We start from the raw sequence: 13,755 nt of genomic DNA on the forward strand, positions 1-13,755 counted from the left end.
GTGACAAACACGACGAACGAAGAACCGCGTCGCGCAGTCGATTGCGCGGCGTCAATCTCGTATCTGCGGAGAAAAACGGAAGAAAAGAGGAAGGTGACGAGCCTGACCCTCGGCACTGGCGGAAAACGGCTGTGGCTGCTTCGTTCCCGACCTGACCAGGTTGACCGCCCCTCCATGCGAGGAGGCCCGTCACGGCGCATTCTAACATCGGTCGCGCGCCAATGCGACTGCTGCAGTGCGAAAAAACGCGCCGAGCCGCGCCGGGCATCGTTGCGCGCCCAGGTAGCTACCCCCTTGCAATGGCTCGCATCGCCTCCAGATAGCGTGCAGGAGCACGAGGTACCGCACGAAATGGCCCCCGCGAAAAGGCTCGCGCCGCCGCCAGAATGTGCCGCCGAATGTGGCCTGGAGGACGGAAACCCTGCTTGCGGCATGAGTACTATCACCGTCGGCAACGCATAGGGATTTAGGCTACACTGGCGTCGGCAATCGGCTGGGCCACGCGGTTTGCGTGCGAAGGGCGTGTGATTCGGACGTATGACTGGGGTTCGGTCTGGCCGCCCAGGCGGCCCCGGAAGAATTTTCAGTTTTGGTGTATCGTGGCGAGCAATTTACTCGGCCTCGAATCGAAAGAGGTATTCATACAATGAGCGAACAAATCAAGCATATCAGCGACGCATCGTTCGAACAGGACGTCGTGAAATCCGACAAGCCCGTGCTGCTGGACTTCTGGGCCGAGTGGTGTGGCCCGTGCAAGATGATCGCGCCGATTCTCGATGAAGTCGCGAAGGATTATGGCGAGCGCCTTCAGGTCGCGAAGATCAACGTCGACGAGCACCAGTCGACGCCGGTGAAGTTCGGCGTGCGCGGTATCCCCACGCTGATCCTCTTCAAGAACGGCGCCGTGGCGGCGCAGAAGGTCGGCGCGCTCTCGAAGTCGCAGCTCACCGCGTTCCTCGACAGCCACCTGTAACTTCCTCGCTGGCCGCCCCTCCCCGTCCGGGCGCATCGCCCGGCCAGCAAGGGGATGAGCCAAGCAACGGTGCGTGTTGTCACGCGACAACACGCACCATAAAAACACGCCGAAACTTGCTGTCGGTCTTCACTGACGGTTTCTGGCGTGTGCTATGCTAGAATTCATAAAGCGTCTACCGGCGCCCTTATAAAAGTTTCAAGCAAGCTTGAAGCGAAGTTTCAACCAAAAGTCCTTGAGCGGTTCCGCTCGCTTCTTTTCCCCCATTCTTTTCGTCGCACTCCTCCCCGACGGGTTCTCCGTATGCATCTTTCCGAGCTCAAGTCTCTGCACGTGTCTGAATTGATCGAGATGGCCAATGGCCTCGAGATCGAAAATGCGAACCGCCTGCGCAAGCAGGAACTCATGTTCGCGATTCTCAAAAAGCGCGCCAAGACGGGCGAAACGATCTTCGGTGACGGCACGCTCGAAGTGCTCCCCGACGGCTTCGGCTTCCTGCGCTCGCCGGAAACCTCGTATCTCGCCAGCACGGACGATATCTATATCAGCCCGTCGCAGATCCGCCGCTTCAACCTCCACACCGGCGACACGATCGAAGGTGAAGTGCGCACGCCGAAGGACGGCGAACGCTATTTCGCGCTCGTGAAGGTGGACAAGGTCAACGGCCAGCCGCCGGAAGCCTCGAAGCACAAGATCATGTTCGAGAACCTCACGCCGCTGCACCCGAACAAGGTGCTGCTGCTCGAGCGCGAGATGCGCGGTGAGGAGAACGTGACGGGCCGCATCATCGACATGATCGCGCCTATCGGCAAGGGTCAGCGCGGCCTGCTGGTCGCTTCGCCCAAGTCCGGCAAGACCGTGATGCTCCAGCACATCGCGCACGCCATCAAGCAGAACCACCCCGACGTGGTCCTGTTCGTGCTGCTGATCGACGAGCGCCCGGAAGAAGTGACCGAAATGCAGCGCTCGGTGGCGGGCGAAGTGATCGCCTCGACCTTCGACGAACCGGCTGCGCGTCACGTGCAGGTCGCCGAAATGGTGATCGAGAAAGCCAAGCGCCTCGTCGAAATGAAGCACGACGTCGTGATCCTGCTCGACTCGATCACGCGTCTCGCGCGCGCCTACAACACCGTTGTGCCCGCATCGGGCAAGGTGCTCACGGGCGGTGTGGATGCCAACGCGCTCCAGCGTCCGAAGCGCTTCTTCGGCGCGGCACGTAACATCGAAGAAGGCGGCTCGCTCACCATCATCGGCACGGCGCTGATCGAAACCGGCAGCCGCATGGACGACGTGATCTACGAAGAGTTCAAGGGCACCGGCAACATGGAAGTGCACCTCGAGCGCCGTCTCGCGGAAAAGCGCGTCTACCCGTCGATCAACCTGAACAAGTCGGGCACGCGCCGCGAGGAACTGCTGATCAAGCCGGACATCCTCCAGAAGATCTGGGTGCTGCGCAAGTTCATCCACGACATGGACGAAGTCGAGGCCATGGAATTCCTGCTCGACAAGATTCGCCAGACGAAGAACAACTCCGAGTTCTTCGACATGATGCGCCGCGGCGGCTAAAGGCCCTCGCCCGCTCGAATCACCGCAAAACGCCCGCGACTTCGCGGGCGTTTTTCTTTTCCGGCAGCGGATCGCTGCACCTCGCAACCTGTACGTGCACGTTCACGTTGAAGTATAATGCGCAGCGTGTCTTGATCGCGTCCCGGCGAAAAAAGAGTTCCCCATGCCCAAGGATTCCCCCGCGCTGCTCACGGTGCGCGACGCCGCCGAGCGCCTGAACGTCACGCCGCGCACGCTCAAGTATTACGAAGAGCGGGGGCTCGTCAGCCCCTCGCGCAGCGAAGGCCGCTACCGGCTCTACGACGAGCACGACCTCGAGCAATTTGCGCGCATCCTGCGGCTGCGCGCGCTCGGCTTTTCGCTGCACGGCATCACCGAAATGCTCAAGCGGCCGCTCGAACAGGTTGGCGAAGGCCGCCGGCGCTATTCGCACGAGTCGCTCCAGCAGATCGCCGACGCGCTCGCGCAGCAGATCGAGACGCTGGACACGCGCATCGCGGCCGTGCGCCGCGAGTTGAAGGAGGCGCAGACGGTGCGCATGGAGCTGGCCGACGACCTCGACTACCTGCAGCGGCGCCTCGCGGGAGAGCCGTCCGATCAGCTGATCGAGCAGCGCCTCGCCGCCACGCGGCGACGCAAGGCGGCCGCGGCCGCGACGGGCGGCGGACCGGCAGAGCCTTCGGGCAACGCACGCGAGAACGACGAATCGGCATGAGCACGGCCCAGCCTCGCGAGCCGATCTTCAGCGCGGCGCGCCTGCGCGGCGACTTTTTCCCGTGGGTGCTCGCCCTCGCGACCGGTCTCGACTACTACGACAACGCGATCTTCTCGTTCTTCACGAGCCATATCGCGGGCGGCATCAACGCGTCGCCCGACGAGCTCGTCTGGTCGTCGAGCGCCTACGCCGTGTGCGCCGTTCTGGGCATCCTGCAGCAGCAATGGTGGGTGGAGCGCATGGGCTACCGCCGCTACGTGGGGAGCTGCCTGCTGCTCTATGCCGTCGGCGCGATCGCGGCGGCACTTTGCGAATCGTCGATCGAGCTTGCCTTCGCGCGCGGCTTCCAGGGCTACTTCATCGGCCCGATGATGGGCACCTGCCGCATCCTCATCCAGATCAGCTTCACGCCGCAGCAGCGTCCAGTGGCAACGCGCGCGTTCCTCATTCTCATCGTGCTCTCCAGCGCGCTCGCACCGCTCGTGGGCGGGCAGCTCGTCGCGCATTTCGACTGGCGCGCCCTGTTCGCGTTTTCCGCGCCCGCAGGCGTGCTCTATGCCGTGCTGGCCCTGCTCGCGCTGCCCGAGACGGGCCACTTGCTGCCTGAGGAGCGCGGCGAAGCGCACTTCTGGCCGTACCTCATCTTCGCGTTTGCACAGGGCGCGCTGCAGATCGCCATGCAGCAGGTGCGCTTCGAACTCTTCAGCGCGTCGCCGGAAATCATTCTGCTCACGCTCGTCGGGATCACGGCGCTCGCCTGGTTCGGCTGGCACCAGTGGCATCATCCGAAGCCGCTCATGCGCCTGCACGCGCTGCGCGAGAAGCCGTTCCGGGTGGGCCTGCTGCTCTACATGGTCTACTACTACCTGAGCACGGCGCTCAGCTACCTGGTCTCGCGGCTGCTCGAAGGCGGTTTCAACTACCCCGTCGAAAACGCCGGACGCCTCACCGGCATCACGTCGCTCATCTCGGCCGGCGCCCTCTTTTTCTATTTCCGCTACGCGAAGCTCATTACGCACAAAAAGTGGATCATCGTGCCCGGCTTCGTGCTCTCGGCGTTCATCTCGTTCTGGATGACGCGGCTCACGCCGCAGGCAAGCGAAGCCTGGCTCATCCCGCCGCTGCTGCTGCGTGGCCTGCTGCTGCTCTTCATCGTGCTGCCCGTCGCCAATCTCACGTTCCGCATCTTCGCGATCGAAGAATTCACGCACGGTTACCGCTTGAAAAACATCGTCCGGCAGTTGACGATATCGTTCGCCACAGCCACCGTTATCATCGTCGAGCAGCACCGGCTCGCGCTGCACCAGACGCGGCTCGCCGAGTTCGTGAATCCGTTCAACCCGGCGTTCCAGAGCACCTACGCCGCGCTGACGCATTCCTTCGAACTGATGGGCCGCTCCGCGAGCGAAGCGCACGGATTCGCGCTCGCGCAGGTGAGCCGCATGGTCGCGCAGCAGGCGAGCTTCCTGAGTTCGCTCGACGGGTTTTACTTCCTGATCGGCGTGGCGGTGTGCGGCGGGATCTTCGCCGCGTGGCAAAAGCAGATCGATTGAACGACATCCAGACGCACGGGAAAACACACCCAGCGATGCTTTCGAAACTCTCTCACTGGTTCGACGCGCGCCGCCGCGAAAAGGCGCTGCGCACCTACGCGATCGACGACGCGCTTTGGCAGGCGACGCTCGCGGGCTTGCCCTTTCTCAAGCACCTCGACGCCGCCGACCTCGTGCGCCTGCGCGAGATGACGAGCCTTTTCCTCGCGCAAAAAGAGTTCTCCACGGCGCACGATCTCGAGCTGACCGACCCGATGAGCGTAGCGATCGCCGCGCAGGCGTCGCTGCCCGTGCTCAATCTTTCACTCGATCTCTACAAGGGCTGGGTGGGCGTGGTCGTCTATCCGGGCGAATTCGTGATCCGCAAGACCGTGGAGGACGAGGACGGCGTGGTCCACGAGGTGGAACACGACGCGAGCGGCGAGGCGTGGGAAGGCGGCCCCGTGATCCTCTCGTGGGAAGACGCGCAGATGACCGATGGCAGCGACGCGTACAACGTCGTGATCCACGAGTTCGCGCACAAGATCGACATGCTTAACGGCGAGGCCGACGGCCATCCGCCCCTCTTTCGGCGCTGGCACGCCCCGCTCGACGCGCAGGCGTGGGCCGACGTGTTCGACAACGCCTACGACCAGTTCTGCGACAAGGTGGACGCCGTGCCGGAGCGGCGCTGGGCGCGCTTCGAGCGCGATTCGCTGATCGATCCCTATGCCGCCGACCACCCGTCGGAGTTCTTCGCGGTGTGCAGCGAGGCGCTTTTCGTCAAACCGAAGGCATTCGAGGCGGAATATCCCGAGCTTTACCGGCTGCTCGCGCGCTATTACCGCCAGGACCCGGCGCGCGTGGGCGCACTGGCCGGCCAGCCGGCCTGAAACCTGACGCGCGGGAGCCTCAAAAATTCGCCAACCGGCTGATTATCTGGCATAATCGCCGTTTTTCGACCCTTGGGTAAGTGGCTCGCGCGGGCAAAGTCGGCAACATGGTGTTGCAGGCACGCGGGTTGGCTACCGCCAGATTTAAGGAATAACCATGAAAGAAGGCATTCACCCGGATTACCGCGAAGTCCTGTTCATCGACGTTTCGAACGACTTCAAGTTCGTGACCCGCTCGACCATCCAGACGCGCGAAACCGCCGAATTCAACGGCAAGACCTACCCGCTCGCCAAGATCGAAGTGTCGTCGGAATCGCATCCGTTCTACACGGGCACGCAAAAGATCATGGACACGGCAGGCCGTGTCGAGAAGTTCAACAAGAAGTTCGGCGCACGCGCCTCGGGCAAGGCCGGCAAGTAAGCACCTCGCCGCACCGGCTGCTGGCCGGTCCCGCATTGAACGTGCACAAAAAGGGCAGCATACGCTGCCCTTTTTTGTTGCCCGCGCCACCGTTGCGCCGTCCAGCAGCTATAAGGGTGCGACCTACCGCCCCTTTTTAGATGTTTCTGTGGATTATCCCGCGGCTAACGCCGTGACGCGCGATCGCCGGCCCGGCTAGAATGCCGGATTGCTCCACGGCACACGGCCGGGTGTACCGTCTGCCGCGCATGCCTGCTTGACCCCCGCGTGCGAGCCGCCCGCTCGAACACGCCCGGTTTATCCGTCTCCCTTCGTACTGCATGAAGCCAGCCATTCGACTGACCGCCTCCGCCACCAGCGCCCTGCCGCGCTGGCTGCTGCTGACCATCTGTATCGTCTTCGCCGCGTTCGGCCTCTTTGGCCGCGACCCGTGGAAGAACGAGGATGCGGCGGGCTTCGGCGTGATGTGGACGATGGCGGGGGGCACCTCGCACGACTGGCTGCTGCCCAATCTCGTCGGCAAGTACGTGACCGAGAACGGTCCGCTCGGCTACTGGCTCGGCGCCGCGTGCATCCGTCTCTTCGCACCATGGGTCGACGCGAGCAACGCCTCGCGCATCGCCACGGGCGTGCTGTTCTGCCTCGCGTGCGCGTTCGTCTGGTACAGCGCGTATCTGCTGGGCCGCCGCCCCGAAGTGCAGCCGTTCAAGTACGCGTTCGGCGGCGAGCCCGAGCCGCGCGACTACGGCCGCACGCTCGGCGACGGCGCCCTGCTCGTTCTGCTGGGCTGCTTCGGCCTCGCCGAGCGCGGTCACGAAACCACGCCGCAGCTCATGCAGTTCGTGGGCATCGCCATGCTGCTGTACGGCGTCGTGCGCGCCATCGACAAGCCGGTCCAGGGCGCCCTCTGGTGGGGCCTCGCGCTCGGCATCGTGATGCTCTCGAGCGGCCCGGTGCTCGTCGGCGCGCTCCTCATCGGCACGCTCGCCATGCTCGCCATCGCCCCCGAAACGCGCTCGCGCTGGCTGCTCGTAGCGGGCCTGCCCGTGGCGCTCGTGGTCTCGGCCTCGTGGCCGCTGCTGGCGCTGCATCTGTATCCCGACGACGCCGTCTGGTTCCTCAACCAGTGGGCGCACACCAACGTCAACGCCTTCGCAGGCCCCCCTGGCTACGTGCTGCGCTACGCCGCCAAGAATCTGCCGCTCTTCACGTGGCCCGCGTGGCCCCTCGCGATCTGGGCCTTCGTGAGCTGGGCGGGACTGCGCCGCAAACCGCACATCGCGATTCCGCTGTCGGTGATCGTGCCGCTGCTCATCCTCGTGGTCGTGCAGAGCCACGAATCGAACCGGCTCTTCATGCTCGTGCTGCCCGCGCTGGCGGTGCTCGCGACCTTCGCGCTGCCCACGCTCAAGCGCGGCGCGATCAACGCGATCGACTGGTTCGCGGTGCTGAGCTTCACGATTCTCAGCACCTTCGTGTGGCTCGTGTGGCTCGCGGGCATGACCGGTTTCCCGACACCGCTCGCGCGCAACCTCGCGCGCCTCGCACCCGGCTTCGTGCCGGAGTTCAAGATTCTCTCGTTCGTGTGCGCGGTGGCCGTTACCGTGTGCTGGATGGTGCTCGTGCGCTGGCGCGTGGCGCGCCATCCGAAGGTGCTGTGGCGCAGCGTCGTGCTCTCGAGCGGCGGCACCACGCTCATGTGGGTGCTGCTCATGACGCTGTGGCTGCCGGTCGTCAACTACAGCCGGACCTACAAGGACGTGGCCGAGCAGATCGCCGCGCACCTGCCCGCCGACTATCAGTGCATCTCGCCCGTCCGCCTCGGCGATGCGCAGATCGCCACCTTCGCGTACTTCGGCAGGATGCATTTCGCGTTCAACGAGGATTGCGACGTGATCCTGCGCCAGGACACGCAGGAATACGGCGAGCCGAGCTCGATGCCGGACTACGTGTGGAAGCTCGTCTGGGAAGGCCGCCGCGTCGCCGACCGCGACGAGCGCTTCCGCCTGTACGTGCGCATCGACCGTCCGACGCCGCCGCTCAAGAAACATGTCTGGCGCAAGCGTCCGGACTGAGACCGTGCTGACGACGACTTTCGCCGGCGACGTCCGGCGCATCGCCGCGCTCGCGTGGCCGGTGCTGGTCGGGCAACTCGCGATCATCGCGTTCGGCGTGATCGACACCGCGATGGTCGGTCGCTACTCGGCGCTCGATCTCGCCGCGCTCGGCCTGGGTTCGTCGATCTACATCTCGGTCTATATCGCTCTCACGGGCATTCTCAGCGCGCTGCAGCCCGTAGCGGCGCAGCTCTATGGCGCGCGCAAGGACACGGAAATCGGTCTCGAAGTGCGCCAGGCGTTCTGGCTCGCGCTCGTGCTGATGGCGATCGGATTTACGATCCTCTACTTTCCCGGCCCGCTGCTCGACCTCGCGCACGCGCCCGAAGCACTGCGCGAGCGCACCGTCGGCTATCTGCGGCTGCTTTCGTTCGGGCTGCCCGCGGCGCTGGCCTTTCGCATCTACAGCTCGCTCGCCAATGCCGTGGGGCGCCCGCGCCTCGTGATGTTCCTGCAAGTCGGCGCGCTCATGCTCAAGGTGCCGCTCAACACGTGGCTCATCTTCGGCGGCCTCGGCGTGCCGGCGCTCGGGGGCCCAGGCTGCGCACTCGCAAGCACCTCGATCAACTGGGCGCTCGCCTTGTGCGCGGCCTTCGCGCTCACGCGGGTGGACGTGTTCGCACCGTTCGAAATCTTCAGGCACTTCTGCTGGCCCGAGTGGAAACGCCAGGCCGAACTGCTCAAGCTCGGCATTCCGATGGGGCTTTCGTACCTCATCGAAGTGACGTCGTACACGTTCATGGCGATCTTCATCGCACGTATGGGCACGACCACGCTCGCCGGCCATCAGATCGCCGGCAACATCGGCGCCGTGCTCTACATGACGCCGCTTTCGATCGGCGTGGCGACCTCGACGCTCGTCGCCCAGGCGCTGGGCGGCGACCGCCCGGCCGAAGCGCGCACGCTCGCGCGGCACGGCGTGGCGACGGCCGTAGCGATTGCCTGCTGCTATGGCGCGATCGTGTTCGTACTGCGGCCGCTCATCATCGGCGGCTATACGCCGGACCCTGCCGTGGCAGTCGCAGCCATGCCGCTCGTCGCCATCGTCACCTGCTACCACGTGTTCGACGCCCTGCAGATCACCACCGCCTTCGCGTTGCGCGCCTACCGGGTCGCGGTCGTGCCGACCATCATCTATGCGCTTGCGCTCTGGGGCGTGGGCCTCGGCGGCGGCTACGCGCTGGGCTTCGACGTGACCGGCACGGTGCCCGCCTGGGCGACGGGCGCGCGCGGGTTCTGGCTCGCCAACATGGCGAGCCTCCTGATTGCCGGTGCTGGACTCCTGCTTTATCTCTCGCGGGTGAGTACGCGGTTTGTGAGAGAACGCGCCTAGCTCGTCGGCGTCGGAGGCGTTAGGCGGTTAGTTGCAAATGCATGCAGATCACCCCGCCTCGGCCTGCCGCGCCGCCTCCACGGTCTGTGCTGCGTGATACGACGAGCGAACCAGCGGCCCGGCCACCACCTCGCTAAATCCCATTGCCAGCCCCGCCGCACGCAACGCGGCGAATCCGTCGGGATGCATGTAGCGCTTCACCGGCAAATGAAACCGCGACGGCGCAAGGTACTGCCCGATCGTCAGCACTTCTACGCGATGCTCGAGCAGGTCGCGCATCGTCGCGAGCAACTCCGCATCGGTTTCGCCCAGCCCCACCATCAGCCCCGACTTCGTGACGAGCGCACCGTTCGCCGCTTTCGCGCGCGCAAGCAAATCGAGCGAGCCGTGATAGTCCGCGCCCGGCCGCGCCGCGCGATACAGCGAGGGCACGGTCTCGATGTTGTGGTTGAACACGTCGGGCCACGCGTACGAAAGCGCCTCGAGCGCGCGCGGGACACGGCCGCGGAAATCGGGCGTGAGCACCTCGACGCCGATTCCCGCTACGCGCTCGCGCACCCGCGCAATGCAACGCGCGAAGTGCGACGCGCCACCGTCGCGCAAGTCGTCGCGATCGACCGATGTAATGACGACGTGACGCAAGCCCAGCGCCGCGACCGCTGCCGCAAGGTGCGCGGGCTCGTCCTCGTCGAGCGGCGCGGGACGTCCGTGAGCGACATCGCAGAACGGACAGCGCCGCGTGCACAGCCCGCCCATGATCATGAAAGTCGCGGTGCGCTGTGCAAAGCATTCGCCGATGTTCGGGCACATCGCTTCTTCGCATACCGAATGAAGCCGATGCTCGCGCAATACGGCCGCCACGCCCGCTACGGTTTCGCTCATGAGCGGACGCGCGCGCAGCCAGGGCGGCTTCGGCAAGACCGCGTCGGCGCTGACAGGCGGCACGATCTTCACCGGAATGCGCGCGAGCTTCTCGCGGCTGCGCAGGCCCTCCTGACCCAGCGCCGTACTCGACGAGCGGGACACTCCAGACGTGGCGGCCCCCATGCTCAGGCCCCTTCGTCGATTAAGGCTTTGAGCAGGCGATTGACCTCCTGCGCCGCCTCCATCTGCACCATGTGCCCCTTGCCCGCAATCACCTCCACGCGCACCTGCGACGGCAAGCCCTGCGCATGGCGCGCCGGTATGATCTGGTCGACCTCGCCCCAGATCACGAGCGCGCGAGGCGCGAGCGACGCAAGCCGCTCGCGGAACACGCGCCGCTGCGCGCCGCCTTCGAACGCCTGCGCGGCAATCTTGCCGAGCGCGGCCTGCACGCCTTCGAGCCGCTTGTACTTCACGAGGTCCTCGACGAGCTGACGCGTGACCAGGGCGGGATCGGCGAACAGCTTCGTCACGTGCGGCTTGAGCGCATTGCGATTGCCCGCCGCGACGAAGCCCTCGATATACGCACCATCGATCTCGCTGCCAAGGCCTGCACTCGAAATCAGCGCAAGAGAAGTCACCCGCCCGGGCGCCTGCTCGGCCACCGCCATGGCCACTGCACCGCCCAGCGAGTGCCCGACGAGATGCGCGCGGTCGATCTTCTGCGCGTCGAGGAACGCGATCACGCTTTGCGCGAGTTCGTCGAGGCTCCCGCTCTCGAGCGCCTTGCCCGACTCGCCGTGACCCGGCAGATCGAGCGCCCAGACGGTGCGCTCCGCCGCGAGATCGGTGTGATTGAAGAGCCAGTTGTTGAGATCGCCGCCGAAGCCATGGATCAGCACGACAGGCACGCCCTCGCCTTCGCCCTGCTTCAGGTAGCGCACGGTCCTGCCGCCGATTTGCGACTTTTCCGGCTGCGGTCCCGCGTCGGCGTCGCCCGCCTGCGCCGGCACGAAGTCGCGCTGGAACTCGGCCACCGCGGCGTCGATATCCGCGTCGGCCGCTTCGGCATCGGCGACCACACCAAGCAACGCGCCGACGGGCAGCGTGTCGCCCTCCTGCGCGATCTGCCGCCGCAACACGCCTTCGAACGCGCACTCGACGCCCGACGCGATCTTGTCGGACTCCACGTCGAGCAATTCATCGCCCTTGCTGACCTTGTCGCCGGGCGACTTGAGCCAGCCGTTCACCTGGCCCTGCTCCATCGACAGGCCCCATTTGGGCATCGTGATCATGTGAATCGGCATGACTTCAGCTCCTTGCTGCGCGCGCGGCGTCGGCGATCTTCTCCGCCGAGGGGATGTAGAGGTCTTCGAGCGATGCCGCGAACGGCACAGGCGTATGCGGGGCAGTGACCATGCCGACCGGTACCTTCAGTTCCTTGAACGCCTTCTGGCCAACGAGTGCCGCAATGTCGGTCGCGATCGAGCAGCGCGGATTGGCTTCGTCCACGACCACGACCCGGCCCGTGCGGCGCGCGCTTTCGAGGATCGTTTCCTCGTCGAGCGGCGAGGTCGTACGCAGGTCGATCACGTCCGCCTCGATGCCGTCTTTCGCGAGCTTCTGCGCAGCATCGAGCGCGTAGTGCACCATGCGTCCATACGTGACGATCGTGACGTCGTCACCGTCGCGCACGATGTTGGCCTCGCCGAATGGAATCGAATAGGATTCCTCCGGAACGTCGCCCTCCATTGTGTAGAGCAGCTTGTGCTCGCAGAAGATCACGGGGTCGTTGTCGCGTATCGCCTCGATCATGAGGCCCTTGGCGTCATAGGGCGTGGCCGGGCACACGACCTTCAGCCCGGGAATATGCGTGAAGAGCGAGGTGAGCATCTGCGAGTGCTGCGCCGCCGCGCGCAAGCCCGCGCCATACATGGTGCGAATCACGACCGGCGTGACGGCCTTGCCGCCGAACATGTAGCGGAACTTCGCCGCCTGATTGAAGATCTGGTCGAAGCACACGCCCATGAAATCGATGAACATCAGCTCCGCGACCGGCCGCATGCCGCACGCCGCCGCACCCACTGCCGTGCCGATAAAACCGCCTTCCGAGAGCGGCGTATCGAGCACGCGCCCGGGGAACTTGTCGTAAAGGCCCTTTGTCACGCCGAGCACGCCGCCCCACGCGTCCTGCTCGCCTGGCGCGCCCGCGCCGCCCGCGTTGTCCTCGCCCATCACGATCACGCTTTCGTCGCGCCCCATCTCCTGGGAAAGCGCTTCGTTGATGGCCTGCGAATAGGTGATTTTCCGTGCCATTTCCGTCTCCTTGATCTGGAATCCTGATGAACTGAGTGCGCAGCGCTTAAGGGTACGACACGTACACGTCAGTGAGCAGCGCTTCGGCTGGCGGCAGCGGCGCGGCCTTGGCCTGCGTCACGGCATCGTCGATCAGCTGCTTCACTTCGGCGTCCACCTTGCGCAGATCGCCGGTGCTCGCGAGTTCGGCGCGCACCACGCGCTCTTCGAAGCGCTTCAGGCAGTCTTTTTCTTCGCGCAGCTTCTGCACTTCGCCAGGGGCTCGGTAGGTTTGCGCGTCGCCTTCGAAGTGGCCGAAATAGCGCGAGAGTTTCATCTCCACGAGCGTCGGGCCGCCGCCGCTGCGTGCGCGTGCAATGGCTTCGCCCAGCGCCTCGTGCACGGCGAAAAAGTCGAAGCCGTCGACGATCACGCCCGGCATGCCGAAGCCGTTCGCACGGTCGGCGATGTTGTCAGCCGCGACCGACCACGTCGAAGACGTCGCCTCGGCGTAGCCGTTGTTTTCCGCGACGAAGATCACCGGCAAGCGCCACACGGAGGCGAGATTCATCGACTCGAAGATCACGCCCTGGTTCGACGCGCCGTCACCGAAGAAGCACACGCCCACGCCGCCCGTCTTCTTCTGCTTGGCGGCGAGCGCGGCGCCGCACGTGAGCGGACCGCCGGCGCCGACGATGCCGTTTGCGCCCAGCATGCCCTTCGACAGATCGGCGATATGCATCGAGCCGCCCTTGCCCCGGCACGACCCCGTGGCCCGGCCATAGATCTCGGCCATCATCTCGCGCACGTCCACCCCCTTGGCGATGCAGTGGCCGTGGCCACGGTGCGTGGTGGCGACATAGTCGTTATCGTTCAGATGACTCATCGTGCCGACCGCGGAGGCCTCCTCGCCCGCGTACAGGTGCACGAAGCCTGGAATTTCGCCGGTCGCGAACTCGACGTGCAAGCGTTCCTCGAACTCGCGAATCGTGCGCATCGAGCGATACGCGGTGAGCAACTGCTCCTTGTTCAACTGAACTGACATG

The 13,755-nt window shown here is 65.1% G+C and carries 12 protein-coding genes and 1 other RNA gene; 8 read left to right on the top strand and 5 right to left on the bottom strand.

Annotated features, from left to right (window positions below):
* Positions 1-92: 92 nt before the first annotated feature.
* Positions 93-191, bottom strand: an RNA gene (ffs, locus tag BFD71_RS27585) — signal recognition particle sRNA small type.
* Positions 192-646: 455 nt separating this feature from the next.
* On the opposite strand from ffs, the gene trxA reads away from it, so the two are divergent.
* The 8 genes from trxA (at position 647) to BFD71_RS27625 (ending at position 9,550) form a co-directional block, all read left to right on the top strand.
* Complete coding sequence (trxA, locus tag BFD71_RS27590) at positions 647-973, top strand: thioredoxin TrxA (protein ID WP_069267503.1); 327 nt, start codon at positions 647-649, stop codon at positions 971-973.
* Positions 974-1,276: 303 nt separating this feature from the next.
* Positions 1,277-2,539, top strand: a complete 1,263-nt coding sequence (gene rho / locus BFD71_RS27595) for a transcription termination factor Rho (protein ID WP_027818379.1) — start codon at positions 1,277-1,279, stop codon at positions 2,537-2,539.
* Positions 2,540-2,702: 163 nt separating this feature from the next.
* Positions 2,703-3,254 carry a MerR family transcriptional regulator gene (locus BFD71_RS27600; protein WP_069267504.1) on the top strand — a complete coding sequence of 184 codons (552 nt, stop codon included), beginning with the start codon at positions 2,703-2,705 and terminating at the stop codon, positions 3,252-3,254.
* On the top strand, positions 3,251-4,807 hold the full coding sequence (locus BFD71_RS27605) for an MFS transporter (protein ID WP_069267505.1): 1,557 nt from the start codon (positions 3,251-3,253) through the stop codon (positions 4,805-4,807). The genes BFD71_RS27600 and BFD71_RS27605 overlap by 4 nt, the downstream gene beginning before the upstream one ends.
* Before the next feature lie 35 nt (positions 4,808-4,842).
* Positions 4,843-5,679 carry a M90 family metallopeptidase gene (locus tag BFD71_RS27610; RefSeq protein WP_069267506.1) on the top strand — a complete coding sequence of 279 codons (837 nt, stop codon included), beginning with the start codon at positions 4,843-4,845 and terminating at the stop codon, positions 5,677-5,679.
* Positions 5,680-5,836: 157 nt separating this feature from the next.
* Positions 5,837-6,100, top strand: coding sequence for a type B 50S ribosomal protein L31 (locus BFD71_RS27615; RefSeq protein ID WP_069267507.1), 264 nt, complete (start codon positions 5,837-5,839; stop codon positions 6,098-6,100).
* A gap of 320 nt (positions 6,101-6,420) precedes the next feature.
* The gene (locus tag BFD71_RS27620) at positions 6,421-8,175 is read left to right on the top strand and encodes an ArnT family glycosyltransferase (RefSeq protein ID WP_069267508.1); all 1,755 of its coding nucleotides are present in this window, start codon (positions 6,421-6,423) and stop codon (positions 8,173-8,175) included.
* 4 nt (positions 8,176-8,179) lie between these two features.
* Positions 8,180-9,550: an MATE family efflux transporter gene (locus BFD71_RS27625; RefSeq protein ID WP_256094949.1), complete on the top strand. Its 1,371-nt coding sequence runs from the start codon at positions 8,180-8,182 to the stop codon at positions 9,548-9,550.
* A 48-nt stretch (positions 9,551-9,598) separates the two neighbouring features.
* Here the strand turns inward: BFD71_RS27625 and lipA are convergent, their stop codons facing one another.
* The 4 genes from lipA to BFD71_RS27645 are packed head-to-tail and all read right to left on the bottom strand — an operon-like array spanning position 9,599 to position 13,754.
* A complete protein-coding gene (lipA, locus tag BFD71_RS27630; protein WP_069267510.1) occupies positions 9,599-10,597 on the bottom strand; it encodes a lipoyl synthase in 999 nt (332 codons plus the stop codon).
* Between the two features lie 2 nt (positions 10,598-10,599).
* Complete coding sequence (locus tag BFD71_RS27635) at positions 10,600-11,721, bottom strand: acetoin dehydrogenase dihydrolipoyllysine-residue acetyltransferase subunit (RefSeq protein ID WP_069267511.1); 1,122 nt, start codon at positions 11,719-11,721, stop codon at positions 10,600-10,602.
* Between the two features lie 4 nt (positions 11,722-11,725).
* Positions 11,726-12,730, bottom strand: a complete 1,005-nt coding sequence (locus BFD71_RS27640) for an alpha-ketoacid dehydrogenase subunit beta (RefSeq protein WP_069267512.1) — start codon at positions 12,728-12,730, stop codon at positions 11,726-11,728.
* A gap of 46 nt (positions 12,731-12,776) precedes the next feature.
* Positions 12,777-13,754, bottom strand: coding sequence for a thiamine pyrophosphate-dependent dehydrogenase E1 component subunit alpha (locus tag BFD71_RS27645; RefSeq protein WP_069267513.1), 978 nt, complete (start codon positions 13,752-13,754; stop codon positions 12,777-12,779).
* Position 13,755 lies beyond the last annotated feature (1 nt).

The organism is Paraburkholderia nodosa (assembly GCF_001718195.1).
In the GTDB taxonomy this organism is placed as follows: domain Bacteria; phylum Pseudomonadota; class Gammaproteobacteria; order Burkholderiales; family Burkholderiaceae; genus Paraburkholderia; species Paraburkholderia nodosa_A.

Bases quoted from the DNA above. Each gene is read 5' to 3' on its own strand.
- BFD71_RS27615 (WP_069267507.1), top strand. From the start codon at position 5,837: ATGAAAGAAGGCATTCACCCGGATTACCGCGAAGTCCTGTTCATCGAC.
- BFD71_RS27600 (WP_069267504.1), top strand. From the start codon at position 2,703: ATGCCCAAGGATTCCCCCGCGCTGCTCACGGTGCGCGACGCCGCCGAG.
- BFD71_RS27645 (WP_069267513.1), bottom strand. From the start codon at position 13,754: ATGTCAGTTCAGTTGAACAAGGAGCAGTTGCTCACCGCGTATCGCTCG.
- BFD71_RS27605 (WP_069267505.1), top strand. From the start codon at position 3,251: ATGAGCACGGCCCAGCCTCGCGAGCCGATCTTCAGCGCGGCGCGCCTG.
- BFD71_RS27610 (WP_069267506.1), top strand. From the start codon at position 4,843: ATGCTTTCGAAACTCTCTCACTGGTTCGACGCGCGCCGCCGCGAAAAG.
- BFD71_RS27635 (WP_069267511.1), bottom strand. From the start codon at position 11,721: ATGCCGATTCACATGATCACGATGCCCAAATGGGGCCTGTCGATGGAG.
- BFD71_RS27620 (WP_069267508.1), top strand. From the start codon at position 6,421: ATGAAGCCAGCCATTCGACTGACCGCCTCCGCCACCAGCGCCCTGCCG.
- trxA (WP_069267503.1), top strand. From the start codon at position 647: ATGAGCGAACAAATCAAGCATATCAGCGACGCATCGTTCGAACAGGAC.
- rho (WP_027818379.1), top strand. From the start codon at position 1,277: ATGCATCTTTCCGAGCTCAAGTCTCTGCACGTGTCTGAATTGATCGAG.
- lipA (WP_069267510.1), bottom strand. From the start codon at position 10,597: ATGGGGGCCGCCACGTCTGGAGTGTCCCGCTCGTCGAGTACGGCGCTG.
- BFD71_RS27640 (WP_069267512.1), bottom strand. From the start codon at position 12,730: ATGGCACGGAAAATCACCTATTCGCAGGCCATCAACGAAGCGCTTTCC.